We start from the raw sequence: 25,189 nt of genomic DNA, 5'->3' as shown, positions 1-25,189 counted from the left end.
AATAGTTTTATAGTTTGAATAAAGATTTTTTACTTTAGCTTTTACTTAATTAATATTAGATAAAAATGAGTTTTATTATTAGAGATGGAGAAAAAGCGGATATGCCAGCTGTATTAAATTTAATTAAAGAATTGGCTCATTTTGAGAAAGAGTCTAATGCTGTAGAAGTTACTGTTGATGATTTGATAAAAGATGGTTTTGGAGAAACTCCGCTTTTTAAAATATTTGTTGCCGAAATGGATGCTAAAATAGTTGGTATTGCATTGTTTTATCCTAGATATTCAACTTGGAAAGGTCCTACAATTCATTTGGAAGATTTAATTGTTACAGAAAATAAAAGAGGTTTAAAAATTGGTAGCTCCTTGTATAAAAAAGTTATTGAATATGGTTATAATAAAGGTGTAAAGCGAATAGAATGGAATGTTTTAGATTGGAATGAACCAGCTATTGAGTTTTACGAAAGTACAGGCGCTAAAGTATTAAGAGATTGGGATACGGCTCAAATAGATAGGGTTTCAATGAAAAAATATTTAAACAAATAACGTGAAGGTATTTAAATTTGGAGGCGCTTCAGTAAAAGATGCTGAAAGTGTGAAAAATGTAGTTCGTGTTTTAAAACATGAAGGATTTGAAGATACACTTATTGTAATATCGGCTATGGGAAAAATGACCAATGCCATTGAAAAAATTGTTGATGCATATTATTATAAAACAAATAATTTAGCAGCACAAATTGAATTTGTAAGAAATTTTCATATTGAAATAATTGACAATTTATTTGAAAATAAAAAAAATGTTATTTTATTTGATCTTGAGCAATTATTTGGACAATTAAGTGGGTTTTTAGCAACAAATAAATCAACCGATTATAATTTTATTTACGATCAAGTTGTTGGTTTTGGAGAATTGCTTTCAACAAAAATTATAAGTATTTATTTAAATGAAATTGGGATTAACAATAGTTGGATAGATGTTAGAGATTATATAAAAACAGATATAAATTATAGAAATGCAACAGTAAACTGGGAAGAAACTACTATAAATATTAATGCTTTAAATACAAATAATTTATTTTTAACTCAAGGTTTTTTAGGCAGTAATTCAAAAAATAAAACAACAACTTTAGGTCGAGAAGGTTCTGATTATACTGCAGCTATATTTGCTTATTGTTTAAACGCAGAAAGTGTTACAATTTGGAAAGATGTAGCTGGCGTTTTAAATGCTGATCCTCGTTATTTTGAAGATGCTAAACTATTAGAACAAATTTCATATAGTGAAGCTATTGAAATGGCATTTTTTGGAGCTTCTGTAATACATCCAAAAACAATAAAACCACTCGAAAATAAAAATATTCCTTTATATGTTCGTTCGTTTTATAATTTAGATTTAAAAGGAACAACAGTTGGTAAAAACCTTAATTTATTACCAGAAATACCTTGTTATATTTTAAAAAAAGAACAAATTTTAGTTTCAATTTCGGCCTTAGATTTTTCCTTTATGGTGGAACATAATTTGAGTGATATTTTTAAAACTTTACATGATAATAAATTAAAAGTAAACCTGATTCAAAATTCGGCCTTAAGTTTTTCAGTTTGTATTGAAGATAAATTCAATAATTTTGAAACTTTTTTATCAAAAATTAAATTAAAATATAACATAAGTTTTGTTAACAATGTTTTATTATATACAATAAGACATGCTACTCAAAATGCTATTGATTTGGTGGAAGAAAAAGGAGTTGTTCTTTTAAAACAAACCACAAAAGGAACTGTACAACTTGTTATGCAATAATTTTATGTATTTTTGTAATTACCGTTAATTTAAATTAAATGAGTTTAGTAACACCGAAAGAAATTTCGAAAGTAATAAATCTTGATAAATACGGATTTATAGGTACATTTTTTGGTTGGTTATTAATGAAAATACTAAGGATTTCCACCATAAATAAAATTTACAATAAACATAAACATTTAAAAGATTTAGAGTTTTTTTCTGAACTTTTAGATGACCTTCAAATAAAATTTGAAATTCCAGAAGAGGATTTAATAAGGATTCCAAAAGAGGGTGCATTTATTACAGTTTCAAATCATCCACTTGGCGGAATTGATGGTATTTTACTGTTAAAACTTCTTATTGAAAAAAGACCAGATTATAAAATAATTGGTAATTTTCTATTGCATAGAATTGAGCCCATGAAGCCATTTATAATGCCTGTAAACCCTTTTGAAGATAGAAAGGACGCAAAGTCAAGTTTAACTGGTATTAAAAGTGCCTTATCGCATTTAAAAGAAGGATTTCCTTTAGGCGTTTTTCCTGCTGGCGAAGTATCCACATATAAAGATGGAAAATTAATAGTTGATAAACCTTGGGAAGAAGGTGCTATAAAACTTATTCAAAAAGCAAAAGTACCGGTTATTCCTATTTATTTTCATGCAAAAAATAGCAGAATGTTCTATTTTTTATCCAAATTGAATCCTACATTAAGAACTGCCAAACTACCATCTGAATTATTATCTCAAAAGGAACGCGTTATTAAAGTTAGAATAGGGAAACCAATCTCTGTTATAGATCAAAACGAATATAAAAACACACAAGATTATTGTGATTTTATTCGTAGAAAAACATATATGCTGGCAAACCCTTTTGAAAAAGAATCTAAAACTATTAATGCACCTTCATTAAAAAAAGCAAAGCAACCTAAAGAAATTGTTTGTCAGAAAAATAATGATAGAATAATTCAGGAAGTAGATACACTCCGTGAAAAAAATGGAAGATTATTAAAGAGTAAAAATTATGAAGTGTTTTTTGCACAGAGCAAAAAAATTCCAAATTTAAAATTTGAGATTGGGCGTTTGCGTGAAATTACCTTTAGAGAAGTTGGAGAGGGTACAAATGAATCTATAGATTTAGATAAATTTGATGGGTATTATCATCATTTATTTTTATGGGATAACGATGCAAAAAAAGTAGTTGGAGCCTATAGAATGGGTTTAGGAAAAGAAATTTATAAAAAACATGGCATTGAAGGTTTTTATGTACACACCCTTTTTAAGTTTGAACCTGAACTATATTCAATGATGGAGAATTCTATTGAAATGGGACGTGCTTTTATTATTAAAGAATATCAGCAAAAGCCTATGCCTTTATTTTTACTTTGGAAAGGGATTGTTCATATAACATTACGTCATCCGGAATATAAATATTTAATAGGAGGAGTTAGCATAAGCAATCAATTTTCTAACTTTTCAAAATCGTTAATGATTGAGTTTATGAAATCTCATTATTACGATCCTTATATTGCACAATACATTCATCCTAAAAAAGAATACAAGGTAAAATTAAAAGATGCAGATAAAGATTTTGTTTTTGATGCTACAAAAGCTGATATGAACAAATTTGATAAAATTATTGATGAAATTGAACCTGGAGCGCTTCGAATTCCGGTTCTTATTAAAAAATATGTAAAACAAAATGCGCGTTTAGTAGCATTTAATGTAGACCCAAAATTTAACAATGCTGTTGACGGATTAATGTATATTAGGGTTGCAGATATTCCTGAAAGTACAGTTAAACCAGTTATGGAAGAGTTTCAGGCCGAACTTGAAAGCAGCCTGGAAAACGATGGTATTGAAATTAAAACCAAGTTTTCTTCTTTAGAGGGTAATTAGTAACTAAATTTATTAGTTTAAAACCATCCTTTTTTATTAGTTTGATACATGTAAATAAATTCTTCATCAGATTTTGTTAGGTAAATAATGCCTTCAATTAAACCAATTAAACCCGTTAAAGGCGAAAAAACAAAACATGTAACAACAGTAACAGCAAACATAATAATACCTTCAGTTGTATACCCAAGTATAAATTTATGAATTCCTAAAGAACCTAAAAGGATTCCTAAAATTCCAGCTAAAACTCTTTTGCTTTCTTCTTTACTTTTTGGAATTACATTTCCATTTTCATCAATTACATCCATAACTTAATTATTAGAATATTAAAAGTACAAAATAAATATTATAAAAAAGCAACATCTTTAGGTTCCCAAAGTTCAATTTTATTTCCATCGTTATCTAAAATCCAACCAAATTTTCCATAATCATATTCTTCAATTTCACCAACAACAGTAATTCCTTCTTCTTTTAAGGTTTTTATAAGTTCAACTAAGTTTTCTACGCGATAATTAAACATAAATTCTTTTTTTGAAGGCTCAAAATATTTTGAATCTTTTTCAAAAGGGCTCCATTGTGTTGTGCATTTTTTTCCGTCATTATCTTTCCACCAAAATGTACATCCCCAGTCATCGGTATTAAAGCCTAAATGTTTTTTATACCATTCTTTTGTTGATTTAGGATCTTTAGTTTTAAAAAACAATCCTCCTATTCCTGTTACACGCTTCATAATTAATTTTTATGTTTAGTTATTTTTAAATTTTGTTCATAAAGATGAATCCATTCATCAACAGTCATTTTTTTACATAACTCAGCAATTAAGTTAAACGGAATTTCATCTATTTTTTTAAAACGAATACAGCTTTTGCCCATATCTAATTTTCTTGAGCAGTGTTTTGGATATTCAGCAATAAACCAATCGTAAATTTCTGGTTTAGCATAAATGGCAGAATTATAAATATTTATTGAATTTTTTTGTGAAGCAAAACTCATAAAAGGTAATGGCTCTTTAGGTGTGCAATGGTAACCATTAGGATAAATACTGTGAGGTACATAATAGCCAATCATACCGTATTGAATGCCTTCTTCAAATCCTTTTGGTAAATTGTTTAAAATAGTTTTGCGTAATTTTTTTAAAATAGGTTGCCTTTCTTCAGGAGCTTGATTGATATAATTTTCTGGAGAGTCAGCCTTATATTTCATAATGAAATAATTTTTATTGAATAAAATTAATAAAATTTTGCTTTAACTTTATCTACAATTGTTTGTGCTAATTTTATTTTTGATTCAACCGTCCAACCGGCAATATGAGGAGTTAATAAGACTTTTTCTGAATGAATTAAATAATCAAAAGCTTCGGGTAAAACATCATTTTCAAACAAATTTTCGAAAGATAATTTTTCATATTCTAATACATCTAAGCAGGCACCTAGAATTTTTTTATTTATAAGGGCTTCAACCAAATCATCTGTTATAACTGCTGATCCACGTGCGGTATTTATAAGGTAAAAAGGCTTTTTAAAAGCAGCAATAAAATTAGTATTTACCATTTTATGAGATAATTCATTAAATGGAGTATGTAAGCTTAAAACGTCTGTTTTTTGTTGTAATTCCTTTAAAGAAACTTGTTTGCAATTTTCATCGCCCACGTTATTTTTTATATCGTAACAAATAACTTCCACATCAAAACCGCGTAATTTTTTAGCAAAAGCTTTTCCCATATTACCATAACCAATTATGCCAATAGTTTTGCCTTCCAATTCTATTCCTCTATTTTCTTCACGAAGCCATTTTCCTTGTCTAATTTCGAGATCTGCTTTTTTAAAGTTATTAAAAAGAGCTAAAATCATTCCTAAAGCGTGTTCTCCAACAGCATTTCTGTTTCCTTCGGGTGCAGCGATTAAATGTATTCCTTTTTTTTCAGCATATTCAACATCAATACTTTCAAGACCAGCCCCAACACGTGCTATAAATTTTAAATTAGTAGCAGCATTTATAAATGTTTTATCAATTTTAAACCTACTTCTAATAACAATACCGTTGTAATTGAAAATTTTTTCTTCAATTTTTTCTTTTGAAGAATTATAATCTTCATCACAAATGCAACCTAGTTTTTCTAGACCACTTTTAAGTAATGGATGATTGGTATCTATTAATAATACTTTCATTAATATTGTTCATCATCATTAGGAAAATCCAAGCTTTTTACATCAGAAATATAGTTTTTAAAAGCATTGGTCATTTCTGAATATAAATCAAGATATCTTCTTAAAAACCTTGGATGAAATTCATGGGTCATTCCCAACATGTCATGTGTTACTAAAACTTGTCCGTCTACACCATTTCCTGCTCCAATTCCTATAACTGGAATTGAAATACTTTTTGCAACTTCTTTAGCTAATTTTGCAGGTACTTTTTCTAAAACCAAAGCAAAACAGCCCAGTTGTTCTAAAAGTAAGGCGTCTTCTTTTAATTTTTCGGCTTCTTCTTCCTCTTTTGCTCTTACGGTGTACGATCCAAATTTATAAATGGATTGTGGTGTTAATCCTAAATGTCCCATAACAGGAATTCCTGCGGTTAAAATTCTTGAAATAGATTCTTTTATTTCACTTCCACCTTCTAATTTTACGGCATGACCGCCAGACTCTTTCATAATTCTAATTGCAGAATCTAAAGCGCTTCTGGAATTTCCCTGATAGCTTCCAAAAGGTAAATCAACCACAACCAAGCTTCTTTCTATTGCCCTTACAACAGAACTTGCATGGTAAATCATTTGATCTAATGTAATAGGTAATGTTGTTTCATGGCCAGCCATTACATTTGAAGCTGAATCACCTACTAAAATTATATCAATACCAGCATTATCTACAATTTTTGCCATGGTATAATCGTAAGCTGTGAGCATTGCAATTTTTTGACCATTATTTTTCATTTCCACCAAACTTTTGGTGGTAATTCTCTTATAATTTTTTTTTGCAGTCGACATTTATTTTTGTTTAAATCGTAAAAGGTAAAAGTAGTAAAATTTAGGATTTATATAACACATAAATTATTAAGTATATTATTGGGAAAATCTTAGAGAAGTATTGAATTTTTTTAAAAAACGCATTTATATTGATAAAATTGAGTTTAAAAGTTTGAATATTATAATATTACAATTATTTTTACTAAAAATGTTTATATAGTGGGAAAGATTGAAGACAATTCAAATAATTACACAAACCAACTTGAAGATAAAATTGTTGAATTGAGTGTTCAATTAAAGGTTGTTTCCAATAAATTAAAAGTAGTTAATAATCAAAATGATAAATTAATTTCGGTACTAACTCATAATTTAAAAAATCCAATAGGTATTGTATATTCTTTTTCTGATATGATATTAGAAGATACTGAAAATTATGATACAGAAAAATTACAAAAGCATTTACAAATAATCAATAATTCATCACAATACGCAATTGAGTTATTAAATTCTTTTTCAAGTTTTCAGAGAATAAAATCTCAACATGTTGAATACGATTTTCAATTAAAAAATTATACCGAAGTTTTAAATAATGTAATAAATAATTTTAACGAATTAGTACAGGCTAAAAATATTGAATTTGTTAAAAATATTTCAGCAGAGCCAATCATATTAAATATTGATGAAGAAAAAATTGGCTTAGCTTTAAAAAATATAATAAATAATGCAATTCGATTTTCTAATGAAAATTCCAAAATTAAAATAGAAGTAGTAAAAAATAATAATACTATCAATACCATAATATCTGATGAAGGAATAGGAATTTTAGAAAGTGATTTATCAAAAATTTTTAATGAATTTTTTGTAGTAAATACGTATGATGTTAATAATAAAAAATGTATTGGTTTAGGACTTTCAATTGCAGAAAAAATTATTAAACAACATGCTGGAGAAATTTCGGTGGAAAGTATTTTTAATAAGGGAACTACTATAACAATAACATTACCAATTAATTAATAAATTATATATTTATACGTTTTTAAAACCCCACCAAATACTTACAATGGCTAAAAGAAACTTAAAAAATATACCTCAAGAAAATTCTGAAGTTTCAAATCAAACAAAAATTGATAAAGTTAGTTGTGATGAATATTTCACTTTTTTTGAACATGCGCCTATTGCACTTTGGATTGAAGATTTTTCAGAGGCAAAAAAATACATGGATTCGCTTGTTAAAAAATACAATACTGATGTAAAAACCTATATTAATAACAATCCAACTATTATTCCTAAGCTAGCTTCATTGGTAGCCATAAAAGATGTAAATGCCACAGCTGTTAAATTATATAAAGCCAAAAATAAGGAAGAACTATATGAAAACCTCAATAAAGTTTTTACAAAAAAATCAAATAAAGGTTTTTCTAAACTGGTTGTAGATATTTTATTAGGCACAAAAGAAACAGAAATAGAATCTGTTAATAAAACTTTGGTTGGTGAAGAATTTGATATACTTATAAAGTTTAATGTAGTTGATGGAAATGAAAATACGCTTGAAAACGTAATTGTTTCAGTTGAAAATATAACGGAAAGAGTTCGTATACGTAAGGAGTTAGCAAACAGTGAAAAGAGGTATAAAGAATCTGAATCAATTGCTAAAATTGGAAGTTGGTTTTATGATTTTGAAACAAACGAAATTAGTTGGACTGATGAGGCTTATAAAATAATTGAAGTAAATCCACAAGAAAGTAAAATAAGTTTAGAATATTATTTGTCATTTGTTCATAATGAAGATAAACATATTGTAAATAATTTTGATGTAAAAAATCTATTAAAAAATCCAGATCAAAATTTAAAATATAGAATTTTCACAAAAAGCGGAAAATTAAAATACATTCATGAAAAAAGAAGTATTATAATTGAAAATGACAAAATTTCAAGAATTATTGGGATTGGGCAGGATGTTACAGAAAATGTGATTTTTGAGCAAAAACTTAACACAACAAAAAACTTACTTTCAAACACACTCTCGAGTATAAAAGATGGCTTTGTTATTTTGGATAAAAATTCCAGGTATTTATATGTAAATGAAAAGGCAGCAAAATTATTAGGTAAATCAGCCAAATCACTTATTGGAAAACAAATTTGGAAAGAATTTCCAGAAAAGGAAGGGGATTTATTTTATGACGAATACCAAAATACCTTAAGAACAAAAAAACCAAAAAGTTTTGAAAATTACTTTGCTCCTTGGGATAAATGGTTTGAAAATAGAATGATTCCATCTAAAGATGAAATGTTAATTTTTTTTCAAGAAATAACTGATAAAAAACTTTCTGAAAATAAAATTAAAGAAGCTTATAATATTATTAATAAAAGTACTTCAGTAGCTATAAGATGTAAAAATGAAAGAGATTTTCCAGTTGTTTTTGCTTCAGAAAACACAAAAAATTTATTTGGCTACTCTTATAAAGATTTATTAGCAAGTAAAGTTAAAATTCACGAAACCGTTTATTTTGAAGATTTACCAAAAATAAGATCAGTAGTATTTAAATTAGCAAAAAGTAAAACTTCAAAAAGTTTTAAACCGAAGCCGTTTCGAATTATTACAAAAAAAGGTAAAATTAAATGGGTTGAAGGTAGTTTTTACAGTTCAGTAAATGAAAATGGCATAGTAACCCATATTCATGGTATTGTAGAAGATATTACAGAGCAAAAAAATATTGAAGATTTATTGTTTAAAAGTAACCAGCGATTAAAATATCAATTTAACAATACACCGCTAGCATCAATTATTTGGGATTTAGATTTTAAAATTTTAGATTGGAATAAATCGGCTGAAAGAATTTTTGGCTATAAAGCTTCAGAAGTAGTAGGTAAAATTAATGCAGATTTATTAACACCTCCCTATTTAATGGAGGAGATGAAAAAACTAAGAGAGACTTCTTTTGTTGAAGACAGAACTTTTAGAAATACTAATGAAAATATAACCAAAAACGGGGACATTATAATTTGCGATTGGTATAGTGTAACATTAAAAGACTCTCAAAATAAAAGAATAGGTTCAGCATGTTTAATTGATGATATTACTGAAAGGGTTAATTCAAAAATACTTTTAGAAAAATCTGAAAAAAAGTATCGTGATATTTTTGAAAAATCTATAGATGCAGTTATGATTTTAAAAGAAGGTTTATTTGTTGATTGTAACGAATCTACCTTGAGAATATTTGGGTACAACAGCAAAGAAGATTTGTTAAAACTACACCCTTCTCAAATTTCCCCGAAAGAACAACCTGGAGGGGATAATTCATTTCAAAAAGCAGAAGATGTTATGAAAATTGCTCTGGAAAATGGTAGTAATCGATTTAGATGGTATCATAAAAGAAAAAACGGACAAGTTTTTCCAGCAGAAGTATCTCTAACAAAAATTGAAGAATATAATAATAAACCAACAATTCATGCGGTAGTTAAAGACATTACTGAAAGAGTAAAAAAAGAAACATTAGAAGGTGTTTTATACAATATTTCAAAAGCGGCCCTAACTATAGAAGATTTTAATGAATTTAGTATTTTTATTAAAAATGAATTACACAAAATTATAGATACAACTAATTTTTATATTGCCTTATACAATAAGGATAATGATATTATTAGTTTACCCTATGTAGTTGATGAAAAAGATGACACAATTGAGTTTCCGGCAAAACAATCATTAACAGGTCATGTTATTAAATCTAAAAGACCTTTATTGGTTAATGAGGAATACCATAAAAAATTAATTAAAAGTGGTATTATTGAAATGGTTGGAAAACCAACAAAAATATGGGCTGGAGCTCCATTAAAAATCCAAAATGAAGTGTTTGGAGCTATTGTTGTTCAAAGTTATAGAGATGAAAAGGCATACAATTTTAATGATTTACAATTATTAGAATTTGTCGCAAATCAAATTAGCGTTTCTATTCAAAATAAAAATGCTGAAAATGAATTGAAAAATGCTTTGATAAAAGCACAGGAATCTGATAGATTAAAATCTGCATTTTTAGCAAATATGAGTCATGAAATAAGAACGCCAATGAATGGAATTATTGGATTTTCAGAATTATTTTTAGATGCTAATTTATCTGAAAGTGAACGAAAAGAATATGCTAAAATTGTTATAAATAGTAGTAAACAGCTACTATCTATTGTAAACGATATTTTGGATATCTCTAAAATTGAAGCAGGTGTTGTTCAATTAAATTACTCCAATGTAAACGTAAATCAACTTTTAGATAGTCTCTGTGCCTTTTATACTCCTATTACTAAAGAAAGCAAACTTACTTTAACGTGTGTTAAAGGACTTTCTGATAATGATTGCATGATAAAAATAGATAAAACAAAACTACATCAAATACTTACAAACTTACTTTCTAATGCTCTAAAATTTACTGAAAAAGGATCCATTGAATTAGGTTATCAACTTAAAAACCAGAATCTAGAATTTTATGTAAAAGATACAGGAATTGGGATAGATAAAAAATTACACACTAAAATTTTTGATAGATTTATTCAGGCTGATTTAGACCTAAATAAACAAAAGAAAGGAACCGGACTTGGGTTGGCAATTTCTAAAAAATTTATTGAATTATTTAAGGGTGAAATGTGGTTAGAGTCTGATAACCGAGGAACAAAAGTATTTTTTACAGTCCCGTATAATCAAGTTAAGAAACCTATTATAAATACAGTGATTGAAAAAGAGATAAAAAAAATTACTAACGGTAGTAATAAGCAAATTACACTTTTAATAGCTGAAGATGAAGAATATAATATGCTTTATATAAATGAATTATTTTCAGCTACAGATTATAAAATTATTGAAGCTGTAAATGGTATTGAAGCTGTTAATTTTGCATTAAAAAATCCAGAAATTGATATGGTTTTTATGGATATTAAAATGCCACAAATGAATGGAAATGAAGCAATGGTAGAAATTAAGAAGATTAAACCAACACTACCTATAATTGCACTTTCAGCATTTGCTATGGAATCTGATAAAGAAAATGCTTTAAACAAAGGTTTTGATGCGTATTTAACCAAACCAATTGACAGGAAAAAACTTTTTAAATTAATTCATCAGTTTTCTAATTAAAAAAATGAAAAACTTACTTTTTTATGTATTAATTTTCATGTGTTTTCAAATGAATTCACAAAATAAAAATGAAGCAGAAAAAGTAAAAACCTGTATTAATAGTTTTTTTGAAGGAATGCATAAAGCTGATACATTACTAATAAATAAAGTAACAGATACAACACTTATACTGCAGACTATTTTTGTAAATAAAAATAAAGAAACTACATTAATTACTTCATCTAAAAAAAACTTTTTAAAGGCTATTTCTAATAAAAACCCTAACGATATTTGGTTTGAAAAATTGATGTCTTTTAATATTAAAATAGATACAAATATGGCAAATGTTTGGGCACCTTATGAGTTTTATTTAAATGGAGAATTCAGCCATTGTGGGGTTAACTCGTTTCAGTTATTTAAAAATAACGGAAATTGGGAAATAATTTATATTGTTGATACTAGAAGAAAAGTTTGTAATTAAAATAGTATATATTATAAAATTAAATTTAGAATTATTCTAAACAAATAATTATTTTAGCTTTTAAGTTATAAAGCAATGCCATTAAAAAAGCACATGTTAAACCCGGAAAAGTGGGTTACTCTACACGCCGATTATTTGTTTAATTATACAATTAGTAGAATTAATAATCATGATTTGGCTAAAGATTTAGTGCAGGATACTTTTTTTGCAGGACTAAAAGCAAAAGATAATTTTCAGGGAAAAGCAAGTGAGCGAACCTGGCTAATTTCAATATTAAAAAGAAAAATTATAGATCATTACAGAAAAATAAACTCTGCAAAAGGTAAGGCAGAAGTTAAAATGAATTTTTATACTGATGGGGAAAGAGAAGGTGAGTGGATTGAAGAGCGAGTACCTAATTCTTGGGATAATGCTTTTGAAAAAAGTATAGAGAATGATGAATTAAGTGTTGTTTTGGAACAGTGTATTAATAATTTACCAGAAAAATATGCAATGGTTTTTAGAATGAAAACAATACAACAATTTGAAACCGAAGAAATATGTAAGGAACTTGAGATAACATCGTCAAATCTTTGGGTTATTATCCACAGAGCCAGAACTCAACTAAGAAAATGTATGGAAGATAATTGGTTTAGAAATTAAATAAATTTAAAATGAAATTAACCTGTGATGAAGCTACCCAAATATGCGATAAAAGTCAATACAGCGAAGCTACTTTTTGGGAAAAATTAAAGTTAAATCTCCATTTATTATTATGTAAAAATTGTGGTTTATACAGTAAACAAAATAATGTAATGACTAAATGTTATGAAAAGCATAAAAAAGAGGAAGGCAATAAACATTGTTTGTGCGCAGACGAAAAAGAGGTTATGGAAAAACAAATAAAAGAAAAAATATAACTACTACTAAATAATCAAATAAATTACGGGGCTTAAAATAAGTTCCGTTTTTTTGTACATTTAAAACAAAAAGTATGAATTTTTTACCTGAGGCTATAGAAAATTATGTTATAGAACATTCTCAAAAAGAACCTGAAATATTAAAAGAATTAAGTAAAGAAACTTGGCAAAAAGTATTAAATCCCCGTATGTTAAGTGGTGGGTTTCAAGGTCGGATCTTGGCAATGATCTCCAAATTGATAAACCCTAAAAACATACTAGAAATAGGAACTTATACAGGATATTCTGCATTGTGTTTGGCTGAAGGAATGCAAAAAGATGGAACGCTTATTACAATAGATAAAAACGAAGAATTAGAGAGTTTTTCAAAAAAGTATTTTGATAAATCCGAATATAACTCTCAAATAAATCAGTTTATAGGAAATGCAATTGATATTATTCCAACAATAAATAAAAAATTTGACTTAGTTTTTATAGATGCTGATAAAACTAATTATATAAACTACTTTAATTTAATAATTGATAAAATGAATCCAGGAGGTGTTATTTTGTCTGATAATGTTTTATGGAGTGGTAAAATTATTGAAGAAGTAAATCCAAAAGATATGGACACTAAAGTCCTTTTAGAATATAATAAACTATTAAATTCAGATGATAGAATTGAAACAGTATTACTTCCTATTCGCGATGGTTTAACTATAAGTAGAGTAAAAAAGCATTAATCTTTTAATACAAATTGATTGGTTATTTTATAGAAAATTAGAGCAATTAAATACCCTAAAAACATTCCAAATAAAATATCAATTGGAAAATGAGCTGCTAAATAAATTCTGCTATAAGCAAATAATAAAGGGAAAATAAACACCAAAAAAGTAAATTTATACTGTTTTTTTAAAACCCAAAATGATAAAAAAGCAATGGTAAACGAAACAGTAGAATGTCCTGAAACAAAACTAAAGTCGTTATATTCAACAATCACTCTTATAGATTTATTAATTGAAGTGTCATTTATTGGACGTAACCTTTGAAAATAATTTTTAATAATAGTTACAAGTATTAAAGAACTTGCAGCACTAGAAGCAGTAAAAATTGCAATGTATAAAGCTTTTTTAAGTCCAAATGCTATAAAACCCAAATAAAATAACAGGAAAAATAATGGAATCCAATGTGGAGGATAGGTTATAAATAACCAAAATCCATCCCAAAATGTATATCCTTTTGAATGTAAAAAAAGTAATAATTGTTTATCGTATTCAATAAGTGAATTAAGTAATTCCAAAATTACTTATTTCTTTTAATAGGACCAGTTATTTCATCAACAATAGTATCTTTTGCTTTTTTAACAGGATCAGATAAATCCTCAAAATTATCAGTTACTTTGTTAATTTCCTTTCTAATATTAGAAGCTATATCAATATCAATGTCATTTTTTTCGGCACTGTTTTTTATTTCTCGTTTAATATCATTAGTAGCATCTTTAATTTGACGCATTCCTTTACCTAAGCCACGAGCAATTTCAGGTAACTTATCTGCACCAAATAGCATTACTACAATAACTAACACTACAAATATTTCAGCTCCGCTGATAAATAGATACATATTAAAATGTTTAAAACACAAAGATACTTAAAAACCTTATTTTAAAATCAATCCATAAAAAATAATTTATTCTTCATTAAAAACCATCATTCCCTGATTTGTAAATATCATGAAACAACAAACCTTCTTCTGAAAAACCATTTATAATAAATTGAAACTCATTTGAAAATTCATTTGTTGGAATTTTAATTACTATTTCACCTTTCTCATTTGTTTGTATTAAGTTTTTCCAATCTATTTCTGTCCAATTAAAAGCTTCTTTAGAGTAAATATTATATTGAGGCTTGTAATAATTTGAAGCCTTATCAAAACCTGTAAGCAATACTAAATTTTCATATAAATTTTTGCCTTCTTCTTCAAAATAATTACGATCTCCTTTTTTAATGTAAATTTTAATAATACCTCCTGTACCATCCATTCCGCCACCGCCACCGCTTTTATTTATTAATATTTCATCAATATCAGACATAGTTATTCCTTGTAACCTTTCAATAATTAATGTAATATCTCTAATTAGGGGCTGATCATTTATATAAATCCTAGGAGGGAATACACCTGATCCAGCACCTTTTAAAGTCGCTGGTGTACGTCTAAGAACAATTTGATATGTATCCAAATTAATCCGTTTAATATATCCTAAACTCATAAAATAATCAAATACAGTTTGATACATTATCTCCATTTGTTTAGTAACCTTTTTATTTTTATAAAAACCCGAGGATATTACATTGTGTTTTAAAGCTAAATTTGCTTCTATATCATAAATTGTTGCCTTCTTTTTTGTTTTTACATTTTTTAGCATTACCTCATCTAACAATTCTATATTTGGATAATACTTGTAGTTTAAAGAATTCTTCTTTTCATTTACATCTAGTCTTCCTTCTTCAATTCTTAGTTTAGAATTATTTATGAAAGTATTATAATTAGAACTATTAGAAACAGATTCAGTTTTAATAAAAGAAACTCCATTTGGTTTTACTAAAGGCTCGTTCTTTTTAATAAAGGCAATTTTTACGGAATCATTTTTATATGCAAATACATTTTTTAAAGTAAATTCTCTATCTTCATTAAGATTACTGAATGCAGCCAAACTATTCTTTTTAGATAAAATTCCAATATCATATCCTTTAGGTGCTTTTTTTACATTACCTTTTAGTATAAATCCACTTTCAAAAACATACTTCTCTTTTGGATTAATTTCTTTGATTTTTTCTTCCAAAGAATAAGTACTCCATCCTTGGTTTAGTAGTAATAAATCTAAATATTCCTTTTCTTTCGGATTGGTATTTTTAAAATAGAATGAAGGGTTTTCAATACCCCCTTTAATATAAGGGGATAACAGAAATGCACTTTTTATTGTTTGCGTTTCCTTAAAAACTTTAGAATCTTTTGGAAGTATTGAAATACTTAGCTGGGCTAAAATTGGTTTAAAATCTGAATTTATAGTTCGAATTTTAAAACTTGTTGAATCATTTTCTGTTTTAAGTTCTTCAATTAAAATAGCACTTTGCTCACTTTCCTTATCATTAAAAAATTTACGTTCCGCAATAGGTTGATTATTTTTGAATAAAGTAACAATATTAACTCCATGTTGCATTTCACTCCTTTCAAAAACTAACTTTTGAGTTAATTCTTCATTGCTTGTTAGTGATAATGTTACTGCTTTACTTATATAGTTATTTCTATAAAAAATAAGTGCTAATGTTTCATTTTTTAGAGTTGGTAATGTCTCTTTATTTGTTTTAAGGGTGAGTATAATTTTATCAGAATTTGTGTTATCTATACTAAAATTGATTCCTGTTTTATGTGCCTTTGGTAAATCGATTTTTTTAATAGTACCGTTAATAGTAACAAATGCTTTGTAAGTTTCGTTTTTGTTATAAGTAAATTTACATTTACTCATTCCAAACGGATTTCCTTCAAAAGTGGTAATTTCTTTTTCTTTGGAATTAACAATTTTACCTAAAAAAGGATATCCTTTCCCATTAATTAATACTTTTATACCAACTATGTTTTCAATTCCTTCCAATAAATAACCACTTTCAGGAAAAACTTGAATGTCATAATTATTTATGTATTTTTCATTGTCAATTTCTTTTTTCTCAGACGGATTTATAATTTCAATTTCTTGAATAAATGTATTTTCAAGACCAAAATTTTGCATATAATTGGTATAGCCCTGAATATAATATTTGCCAGAATAGTTATCTGCAATTAAAAAATCACCAATACCAACCCCTTTTTGAATAAATATATTTTTGCTTTCAATTAAAGCTCCTTTATCATTTAATAAATTTACTTTAAGATTTGTAGTATAGTCTGAAGGGGAATTGTCAAAATCATTAGAGACATAAGCTGTAAACCAAATATTTTCTTTATTAAAAAACCTTGTTTTATTAATATGAATAAACACTTTTTCTCTAAATAAAGCTTCACTTTGAAAAGGTTCAATAATTGAACTATTTATATCAACTTCTTGAGAAAAGCTAAAATGGGAGCTGAAAAGGAATAATAATATTATTAATGTTTTTAAATTTTTCATGATTATTCCTGATTCATAATTAGTAAATAGTTGTTAACCCCTAACTTGTCTTTAATTTTACTATTCCATTTATATAATTCTTGAAAATTCAAGCCAGAATTGGTTTCTTCTTTCATTTTTTCAACGGTTGAAGAAGCCTCTTCAAATTTTTCGTTACACATTTTTTTTACTTCACCATAAGTCATTTTGTTGTTAATTTGTGTATCTAAATTTTGACGGTAATATTCATATATGTCAAAAATCAAGTTGATGTAAACCAATTTTTTATTTGTACGTTCATTCCTGAAGTAAGATGAATTTCTATCAAAAATTGTCCTGGTTATAAATTTTTTTTCTTCATTTTCGTTTTTATATTGATCAAGTAAAAAACTGAAATTAAACTTTTTATAGTTGTCTGAAAATGGATTTGCTTTATTTATATCAGCAATGGAATGATAAATTTTATCAGCTTTCATATTAGCTCCAAAATTTCTGCTTTTAGGGTTGCTTCCTTTTTTAATAGTTGTTAAATCTTGCTTTATACTATTCCATTCAAGACGCTTATCTTTATTCCATAAAATAACTGATGGTTTCGTATATTTTAAATCATCAGACGGGATTGTGTTTTCATAGTTTATTAAATAACCATATTTTTCGAAAAAATCTTTAAATCTTTTTTCATTATAACTTTTAGGAAATTGATAATTGGCTTTCCAAAAATCTTCTGTTGCTTGCAAAGCTGTAATATTATCATAATCATTATTAAAACTAATATTATTGGTAAAATAAGGTTCATCAAATGGGTTGTGATAATCATAGAAATATAAAAATGAATGGGATTCTATAATTTCTTTAGATTTTTCAGATTTATAATCCATTATAAATGTGAAATCAATATGTTGAATTTTTTCAAAATCTAAAGGATTAAAATTAATGTTAAGGTTTATTTTTTTTGGAGTTATAATATCACTCTCAATTATAGAGGACAACCCATTTACAATTGGATTATTTATTTCAAGTTCAATTTTTTTAACAGTTAATGTTTGTTCATTAAATAATATTTTCCCCGAAAAAAATCTACCATTAGTTTTTTTGGGAATAAAGGATATTAAAACATCTCCATCACTACAGGAATTACACGCATCAATTTTCACAAAATATTTACCCTTAATAGCACCAGCTGATAAATTTCCAGGGTATATTGGTAAAATTTGCTTCGATGTTTTAAAAAAGTGAAAATCATTTAATATATCTGTATTGTTTAAACTATAAAAAGGGAATAATTTATTTTGACCAAACCGTCCACTTTTTATTTTTAAGGCTTTAATTCCATCAGATAAACTTTGGTTACTATTGTAAAAACCTTCTATATGTTCAATAGGAATTGTTCTTGCTGACGATGTTACAGATAAAAACGCTTTACTTTCAGTTATCAGATTTTTATTTCGATATTTTTGAATTAAGCTGCTAAGTAAATCATAGGTGTAATTTTTGTTTTTATGTGCTACAATAATTACTTCATTTAGTTGATTTACTTTGGGTGTTAAATAAAGCTTTGAGCTTTTTTTAAAATAAGATATTGGAACTTTCTTGGGGATAAAACCTAAAAACCTAACTTCTATAGAATCATTTGCAAACTTATCATAGACTTCAAACATTCCATCTTCATTTGTAATGGTATAATAATTAATATCACTAATAATTTTTATAGTTGCATAAGGCAATGATTCATTTGTTTTTTTGTCAAAAATAAAACCTTCAATAAAGGTTTGAGAAAAACTTGAAATGGAAAATAAAACTAATAATATAAATACATACTTTTTCATAATACAATTATTTTTTAATTAATCTCCAATTTCAATTATCTTGTTATTACTTTTAATAAATTGAGGGGTTTCAGTTTTTGGGAACATAAATACTAACGTTTTCTTTATAGTTTTTTCACTTTTAAGATTAAAATTAACGCCATTAATACTTGTCAATAAACCTAATGAAATTAACCAATTGGGTTTATATTGGATCTCGGTATTTGGATCAAATAAGTAAACATCATCAAAATTGAATATTTGTTTCTTATTACTTTTATTAATAATTTTAAAATGAATTAATACAAATTTATCGTCTTCATTTGATTCCCAGACGCCATTTTTACCAGCTATATCAATTATATAGTTTCTTTCCTCTACTTTATCAATAGAAAAATCAATAAAATCTTTAAAATTACCTTGTTGAGAAGTTGCAGTTGCTATTACAGTAAAAGAAAAAAATATAATTAATAATGTTAATCTATCTACCATAGCAATAAAGTTGAAATAATTACTTCATTATAAGTAATTATTAATCAATTAAGTATCAAAAATTATTCCAATTTCATTTGCCTATCATACATTACAATACTCCCAGCAACTGAAACATTTAAACTCAAAATTGATTTAAACTTAACCAAAAAATGCGATTTTTCAATTGCAGCTTTTGATAAACCGTGATCCTCAGCTCCTAATAAATAAACACAACGTCTTGGGTGTTCAAAAGTTTCAAGTGGTACTGCTTTTTCATCTAACTCTACACCAACCAGCATTGCTCCTTTTGGTAAATTCTTATAAAATTCTGTAAAATTTTCATAATGAAAATAGGGCATTGCGCCAGTAGCTTTATGGGTATCACAAGCTTGTTTTGCGTAGCGATTTCCAATTGTAAAAATAAAACTAGCTCCCATATTTTGAGCAGATCTCCATAAAACTCCAAGGTTTTCCGGGGTCTTACCATTTTGTATTCCAATTCCAAAAAAACCTTGTTCTAAATTGTTGACCATTAAATTATATTCTCCTTTTATTTATATCTCCAACTTGTTAAATCTGCATTTTTTGGAGCACTTTCAGTAATACGTTTCATTATTTTTGGAACATATAAGGTGTTGTATCTTAATCTTGAAATGGCATTTGGATTTTCCTGATCACCATTCCAGCAATGTTCTGCTCTATCACCATAATCAACTTCACCACTATAATATGGATCGGTTGTACTTTCTAAAAAATCTTCCATTAAATAAACCGCATTATTTAAATAATAATTGTCCATATCTCCACAATAAATATGAATTTTACCTTTTAACTTCTCTCCTAATTTATCCCAATCACGCTCTAAAATATACCTTAAATCGTAATTTTCTTTCCAATAATTTGTAACTTCATGATTAATTTTACCCGTTTTTTTATCCCATAACCTTACCGGATATCCATCTGAATCTTGCGGAGAATATGTTGCTTCCCATATATCAAATTGACCTCCAGACCGAGAATGGTCTCCCAAAACCAATTCTAAATGGTTCGACTCTTTCATTGTTGAAGAAATATTTCCCAAATAATCTCTATGCGCTGGTTTTTCTAATTTCTTATGTTCACTTTTATAAAAATAAGCATTTTCATCTTCGTAAATATTGGTTAAACAATAGGCTCTAAAATCAATAGGATCTGGACAGGCAGCAAAGCAACCATTGTATTCATCAGGATATTTTACCTGAACAGCCAAAGCCTCCCAACCGCCTGTTGAACCTCCGTATAAAAAACGAGACCAACCTTCGCCTTGTCCTCTAAACTGCTTCTCAATAAAAGGAATTAATTCGTAGGTAATTGCATCTCCATAAGGACCTTGGCTTGCAGAATTTACTGCATAAGAATCATCATAATATGGTGTTGGATGCTGAATTTCTATAATTATAAACCTAGGAAAATCTGGCTCATTCCAACGTTTATAAAAATCATATGCTTCTTGTTGTTGAATTATATTATAACCATCCAAACTAAATCGTTCTGAATATTCTGGTTTTAAATCTTCTTCGGGTGGTGTTGTTCTAAATCCACTGAAATTTGCAGGAAAATGACCATGAAAAATCATTAATGGGTATTTTGCTTCCGGATGTTCATTAAACCCTTTTGGAAGCAGCACATGTGCTCCTAAAAACATATCTTTTCCCCAAAACTTAGATAATTTTTCTGATTTTAAGCTTATGTGTTTAATCCACTCTGTATCTTCAGGTTGTGGAATTTCAGGAATTATTTGATCTAAAACAATAGATAGATTATCAATACCATTTTCGGTTATTTCAATTTTAACTGGCTTACTGTACAAATTTCCAGGAGATTTATTCCATTGTTGTCCTTCTCCATTGTCCATGGGAAGCTTAACCGTTTGACCTGTTTCCAAATTAAATGTTTCATAAACATGCAACAATGCTTGAATATAATAAGTTCCGGGTTTTATATTTTGAAGGCTTTCAATAGGAAAACCAAAAACAGTTTCATCAAAATTAACTTTTTGATTTGCTGCTAATTGATCTACATTTTTTCCAAAAATTAACTGATTATTTAAACCTTCACCTATTTGAAATCGAGGTTCTGCTTTATCATTAGTTGAAAGCATTAACAACATTCTACCATCCAATTTTTTGGAACTCACTTCTTCAGAAAATGAAACAGCTATTGCAATTTTTGAATTAGTTTCTGAACCTAGTTTACAGCTTACAAAAATTGAACATAAAATGAACGATACGATGATTTTTTTCATAATAGAATATTTAAACAAAAGTTATTAAATTTAATAAAATAATAGGTAACTACTTTTTCTTAGTCAACATTCTCTTTATTTCATTCAATTTCATTAAAGCTTCAATAGGTGTAAGCGTATCAATATTTGTTGAAAGAATTTCTTCTTTTATATCTTCCAATAAAGGATCATCCAGCTTAAAAAAGCTAAGTTGCATTTCTTCTTCCTGGGCATTTTTTAAAGTCTCTTTTACTTCAGTATTGGTATGGTTTTTTTCTAACTGTTTTAACATTTTAGTAGCTCTATGTACAACTGAAGTTGGCATTCCAGCCAATTTAGCTACATAAATACCAAAACTATGTTCACTTCCGCCAGGTACTAATTTACGTAAGAAAATAACCTTGTCTTTTAATTCTTTTACCGAAACATTAAAGTTTTTAACACGGTTAAAAGTATTTGTCATATCATTTAACTCATGATAATGTGTAGCAAATAATGTTTTAGCTTTTGAAGGGTGTTCGTGTAAATATTCGGCAATTGCCCATGCGATTGAAATTCCATCATAGGTGCTTGTTCCTCGTCCAATTTCATCTAATAATACCAAACTTCGGTCTGAAATATTATTTAAAATACTTGCCGTTTCATTCATTTCTACCATAAAAGTAGATTCGCCCATAGAAATATTATCACTTGCACCAACACGTGTGAAAATTTTATCGACAATACCGATTCGAGCATTTTGAGCGGGTACATAACTTCCCATTTGCGCCAATAAAACAATTAACGCTGTTTGACGTAAAATAGCCGATTTACCACTCATATTTGGACCGGTAATCATAATAATTTGTTGCTGATTTCGGTTTAAAACCACATCGTTTGCAATATATTCTTCACCTATTGGTAACTGTTTTTCTATTACCGGATGACGCCCATTTTTTATTTCCAAATCGGAACTTTCATCAATTTGCGGACGTACATAATTGTTGTATTTAGCCAAATCAGCAAAAGATAATAAACAATCTATTTGTCCAACCAACTGCGCATTTAATTGTATGGGCTGAATATAATCTAATAAAGAACTAGTTAGTTCATTAAAAAGCTGATGTTCGAGTATGCCTATTTTTTCTTCGGCACCTAAAATTTTAGTTTCGTATTCTTTTAATTCTTCTGTAATATAACGTTCCGCATTTACCAAGGTTTGCTTGCGAATCCAATCTACAGGAACTTTATCTTTATGTGAGTTTCTAACTTCAATATAATACCCAAAAACATTGTTAAAAGCTATTTTTAAAGATGTAATTCCAGTACGTTCAATTTCACGTGCCAGCATAGCATCTAAATAATCTTTTCCAGAGGTTGAAATGTTACGCAATTCATCCAATTCTACTGAAATTCCTTCTGCAATTGCATTTCCTTTGTTAATATTTACAGGAGCGTCTTCGTTTAAGGTTTTGGTTATTTTTTCACGCAGTGTTGTGCAACTTTGTAATTGTTCTCCAATAATTTTTAAAGATTCGTTCTCGCTTTTTTCTGAAGCTTCTTTAATAGGAATAATTGCGTTTAACGAATTTTTAAGCAAAACAACTTCACGCGGATTTACTTTGCCAGTAGCAACTTTAGAAACCAAGCGTTCAATATCACTAATTTGTTTTATTTGATAGGCTGCCAGTTCAAAAAACTCATCATTATCAATAAAATATTTTACAATATCGTGACGTTTTTTTATGCGATTAATATCTTTTAACGGTAATGCTAGCCAACGTTTTAACATACGTCCGCCCATTGGCGAAATGGTTTTGTCAATTACATCTAATAATGTAACTGCATTCACCGAAGTAGAGTTATATAACTCTAAATTTCTGATGGTAAACCGATCCATCCACACATAATTTTCTTCAGAAATTCTATTAATTGCAGCTATATGTTCTAGTTTGTTGTGTTGTGTTTCTGATAAATAGTACAAAACAGCACCCGCAGCAATAATTCCTTCATGTAAATCAGCAACACCAAACCCTTTTAATGTTTTTACTTTAAAATGATTAGTTAATGTTTCAAAAGCATATTCAGTCTGAAAAATCCAATCTTCTAAATAAAAAGTATAAAAACGGTTTCCAAATAATTCGAAAAATTTATTTTTATGTTGTTTTTGAACCAAAACCTCACTCGGATTGAAGTTTTGCAGCAACTTATCAATATATTCTGAATTTCCTTGAGCCGTTAAAAATTCACCAGTTGAAACATCTAAAAATGAAATTCCCAGCTGTTTTTTTCCAAAGTGAATAGCAGCTAAAAAATTATTGGTTTTAGATTGCAAAACTTCATCATTCAATGCAACACCTGGAGTAACCAATTCGGTAACACCTCTTTTAACAATAGTTTTAGTCATTTTTGGGTCTTCCAACTGATCGCAAATAGCTACGCGCATTCCAGCTTTTACCAATTTAGGTAAATAGGTATTTAACGAATGATGCGGAAAACCGGCTAAGGCAGTTTCGGTTTCGCTACCTGCACCGCGTTTGGTTAAAATAATCCCTAAAACCTTTGCCGCTTTTTTAGCATCTTCGCCAAAAGTTTCATAAAAATCACCAACTCTAAATAGCAACATAGCATCAGGATATTTAACCTTAATAGCATTGTATTGTTTCATTAATGGAGTGACTTTCTTGGTTTTTGCTGCCAATTTTTTAGGAAATTAAGTTAGTTTTGCGAAGTTACATTTTATATTTATAATTATGAATTACAAATTTTTGTTAATTATAATAAAGTGTGTATGAAATGAAAAATCTAGCGCATAGAATTATGAGATATTTGGACTGCGCTTACTATAACATTTCAACAATTAAATGAATAAATTATAACAATGAGAAAATTAAAAAACAGCGAGCTTGGAAGATTGAATGTAGAAGACTTCAAAAAAACGGATAAAATTCCGCTAATTGTAATTTTAGATAATATTAGAAGTTTAAATAATATTGGTTCAGTTTTTAGAACTAGTGATGCTTTTTTAATTGAAAAAATTTATTTGTGTGGAATTACCGCACAACCACCACATAAAGAAATTCATAAAACGGCATTGGGAGCTACTGAATCTGTTGCTTGGGAATATGTTGAAGATACTTTAACTTTAGTTGAAAAGTTGAAAGCTGAAAAGTTGAAAGTTATTTCTATTGAACAAGCTGAAAACAGTATTATGTTGCAAGATTTCTCTATTAATCCAAATCAAAAATATGCGATTGTTATGGGAAATGAAGTAAAAGGTGTGCAGCAAAAAGTAGTTTCTGCAAGTGATTATTGTATTGAAATTCCTCAGTTTGGCACAAAACACTCATTAAATATTTCCGTAAGTTGTGGAGTTGTTTTGTGGGATTTGTTTAAAAAGTTTTATTTTAAGCAATAAGCCAAAAAGGAATAGAAAAAAA

The 25,189-nt window shown here is 27.7% G+C and carries 23 protein-coding genes; 10 read left to right on the top strand and 13 right to left on the bottom strand.

What is annotated here, in order from left to right; all coding sequences use genetic code 11:
* The first annotated feature begins 65 nt into the window (after positions 1 to 65).
* Genes BX611_RS03840 through BX611_RS03830 form a run of 3 tightly spaced genes read left to right on the top strand, consistent with a single transcriptional unit; the run spans position 66 to position 3,668 of the window.
* Entirely contained in the window at positions 66 to 542 is a 477-nt protein-coding gene (locus tag BX611_RS03840; protein ID WP_115878241.1) for a GNAT family N-acetyltransferase, read from the top strand.
* A gap of 1 nt (position 543) precedes the next feature.
* Positions 544 to 1,791, top strand: a complete 1,248-nt coding sequence (locus BX611_RS03835) for an aspartate kinase (RefSeq protein ID WP_115878239.1) — start codon at positions 544 to 546, stop codon at positions 1,789 to 1,791.
* A 38-nt stretch (positions 1,792 to 1,829) separates the two neighbouring features.
* On the top strand, positions 1,830 to 3,668 hold the full coding sequence (locus tag BX611_RS03830; protein WP_115878237.1) for a GNAT family N-acyltransferase: 1,839 nt from the start codon (positions 1,830 to 1,832) through the stop codon (positions 3,666 to 3,668).
* Positions 3,669 to 3,685: 17 nt separating this feature from the next.
* On the opposite strand, the gene BX611_RS03825 is transcribed toward BX611_RS03830, so the two are convergent.
* The 5 genes from BX611_RS03825 to panB are packed head-to-tail and all read right to left on the bottom strand — an operon-like array spanning position 3,686 to position 6,651.
* Positions 3,686 to 3,973 carry a TM2 domain-containing protein gene (locus tag BX611_RS03825; RefSeq protein WP_115878235.1) on the bottom strand — a complete coding sequence of 96 codons (288 nt, stop codon included), beginning with the start codon at positions 3,971 to 3,973 and terminating at the stop codon, positions 3,686 to 3,688.
* A 38-nt stretch (positions 3,974 to 4,011) separates the two neighbouring features.
* Positions 4,012 to 4,398: a VOC family protein gene (locus BX611_RS03820; protein WP_115878233.1), complete on the bottom strand. Its 387-nt coding sequence runs from the start codon at positions 4,396 to 4,398 to the stop codon at positions 4,012 to 4,014.
* Positions 4,398 to 4,868: a DUF1801 domain-containing protein gene (locus tag BX611_RS03815; protein ID WP_115878231.1), complete on the bottom strand. Its 471-nt coding sequence runs from the start codon at positions 4,866 to 4,868 to the stop codon at positions 4,398 to 4,400. The genes BX611_RS03820 and BX611_RS03815 overlap by 1 nt, the downstream gene beginning before the upstream one ends.
* Positions 4,869 to 4,894: 26 nt before the next feature.
* Positions 4,895 to 5,833 carry a 2-hydroxyacid dehydrogenase gene (locus BX611_RS03810; RefSeq protein ID WP_115878229.1) on the bottom strand — a complete coding sequence of 313 codons (939 nt, stop codon included), beginning with the start codon at positions 5,831 to 5,833 and terminating at the stop codon, positions 4,895 to 4,897.
* The gene (gene panB, locus BX611_RS03805; RefSeq protein WP_115878227.1) at positions 5,833 to 6,651 is read right to left on the bottom strand and encodes a 3-methyl-2-oxobutanoate hydroxymethyltransferase; all 819 of its coding nucleotides are present in this window, start codon (positions 6,649 to 6,651) and stop codon (positions 5,833 to 5,835) included. The genes BX611_RS03810 and panB overlap by 1 nt, the downstream gene beginning before the upstream one ends.
* Before the next feature lie 198 nt (positions 6,652 to 6,849).
* Here panB and BX611_RS03800 point away from each other — a divergent pair, with 198 nt between their 5' ends.
* From BX611_RS03800 to BX611_RS03775, 6 genes are all read left to right on the top strand, one after another.
* On the top strand, positions 6,850 to 7,644 hold the full coding sequence (locus BX611_RS03800; protein WP_115878225.1) for a sensor histidine kinase: 795 nt from the start codon (positions 6,850 to 6,852) through the stop codon (positions 7,642 to 7,644).
* Positions 7,645 to 7,690: 46 nt separating this feature from the next.
* Positions 7,691 to 11,749 (top strand): PAS domain S-box protein, encoded by a 4,059-nt coding sequence (locus tag BX611_RS03795; RefSeq protein WP_115878223.1) that lies wholly within the window; start codon positions 7,691 to 7,693, stop codon positions 11,747 to 11,749.
* A gap of 4 nt (positions 11,750 to 11,753) precedes the next feature.
* Positions 11,754 to 12,209, top strand: a complete 456-nt coding sequence (locus tag BX611_RS03790; protein WP_115878221.1) for a nuclear transport factor 2 family protein — start codon at positions 11,754 to 11,756, stop codon at positions 12,207 to 12,209.
* A 75-nt stretch (positions 12,210 to 12,284) separates the two neighbouring features.
* Positions 12,285 to 12,851, top strand: coding sequence for a sigma-70 family RNA polymerase sigma factor (locus tag BX611_RS03785; protein WP_115878219.1), 567 nt, complete (start codon positions 12,285 to 12,287; stop codon positions 12,849 to 12,851).
* Positions 12,852 to 12,862: 11 nt separating this feature from the next.
* Positions 12,863 to 13,108, top strand: a complete 246-nt coding sequence (locus tag BX611_RS03780; protein ID WP_115878217.1) for an anti-sigma factor family protein — start codon at positions 12,863 to 12,865, stop codon at positions 13,106 to 13,108.
* Between the two features lie 74 nt (positions 13,109 to 13,182).
* Positions 13,183 to 13,830, top strand: a complete 648-nt coding sequence (locus BX611_RS03775; protein WP_115878215.1) for an O-methyltransferase — start codon at positions 13,183 to 13,185, stop codon at positions 13,828 to 13,830.
* Here BX611_RS03775 and BX611_RS03770 read toward each other — a convergent pair.
* The 8 genes from BX611_RS03770 to mutS form a co-directional block, all read right to left on the bottom strand.
* Entirely contained in the window at positions 13,827 to 14,387 is a 561-nt protein-coding gene (locus BX611_RS03770; protein ID WP_162880037.1) for a phosphatase PAP2 family protein, read from the bottom strand. The genes BX611_RS03775 and BX611_RS03770 overlap by 4 nt on opposite strands.
* 2 nt (positions 14,388 to 14,389) lie before the next feature.
* Complete coding sequence (locus BX611_RS03765; RefSeq protein ID WP_115878211.1) at positions 14,390 to 14,707, bottom strand: Sec-independent protein translocase subunit TatA/TatB; 318 nt, start codon at positions 14,705 to 14,707, stop codon at positions 14,390 to 14,392.
* A gap of 76 nt (positions 14,708 to 14,783) precedes the next feature.
* Complete coding sequence (locus tag BX611_RS03760) at positions 14,784 to 17,249, bottom strand: hypothetical protein (RefSeq protein ID WP_115878209.1); 2,466 nt, start codon at positions 17,247 to 17,249, stop codon at positions 14,784 to 14,786.
* 2 nt (positions 17,250 to 17,251) lie between these two features.
* Positions 17,252 to 19,054 carry a carboxypeptidase-like regulatory domain-containing protein gene (locus tag BX611_RS03755; protein WP_115878207.1) on the bottom strand — a complete coding sequence of 601 codons (1,803 nt, stop codon included), beginning with the start codon at positions 19,052 to 19,054 and terminating at the stop codon, positions 17,252 to 17,254.
* A gap of 18 nt (positions 19,055 to 19,072) precedes the next feature.
* Positions 19,073 to 19,525, bottom strand: coding sequence for a hypothetical protein (locus tag BX611_RS03750; RefSeq protein ID WP_115878205.1), 453 nt, complete (start codon positions 19,523 to 19,525; stop codon positions 19,073 to 19,075).
* A gap of 62 nt (positions 19,526 to 19,587) precedes the next feature.
* Positions 19,588 to 20,040 (bottom strand): RNA methyltransferase, encoded by a 453-nt coding sequence (locus BX611_RS03745; protein WP_115878203.1) that lies wholly within the window; start codon positions 20,038 to 20,040, stop codon positions 19,588 to 19,590.
* A gap of 17 nt (positions 20,041 to 20,057) precedes the next feature.
* Positions 20,058 to 21,791: an alpha/beta hydrolase-fold protein gene (locus BX611_RS03740; protein ID WP_115878201.1), complete on the bottom strand. Its 1,734-nt coding sequence runs from the start codon at positions 21,789 to 21,791 to the stop codon at positions 20,058 to 20,060.
* 49 nt (positions 21,792 to 21,840) lie between these two features.
* Positions 21,841 to 24,450: a DNA mismatch repair protein MutS gene (gene mutS / locus BX611_RS03735; RefSeq protein ID WP_115878199.1), complete on the bottom strand. Its 2,610-nt coding sequence runs from the start codon at positions 24,448 to 24,450 to the stop codon at positions 21,841 to 21,843.
* A 180-nt stretch (positions 24,451 to 24,630) separates the two neighbouring features.
* On the opposite strand from mutS, the gene BX611_RS03730 reads away from it, so the two are divergent.
* On the top strand, positions 24,631 to 25,167 hold the full coding sequence (locus BX611_RS03730) for an RNA methyltransferase (RefSeq protein WP_115878197.1): 537 nt from the start codon (positions 24,631 to 24,633) through the stop codon (positions 25,165 to 25,167).
* Positions 25,168 to 25,189: the final 22 nt, after the last annotated feature.

Origin of the sequence: Lutibacter oceani (genome assembly GCF_003384935.1) — a bacterium.
Lineage (GTDB): Bacteria > Bacteroidota > Bacteroidia > Flavobacteriales > Flavobacteriaceae > Lutibacter > Lutibacter oceani.
This window is presented reverse-complemented; position numbering and strand designations above follow the sequence as displayed.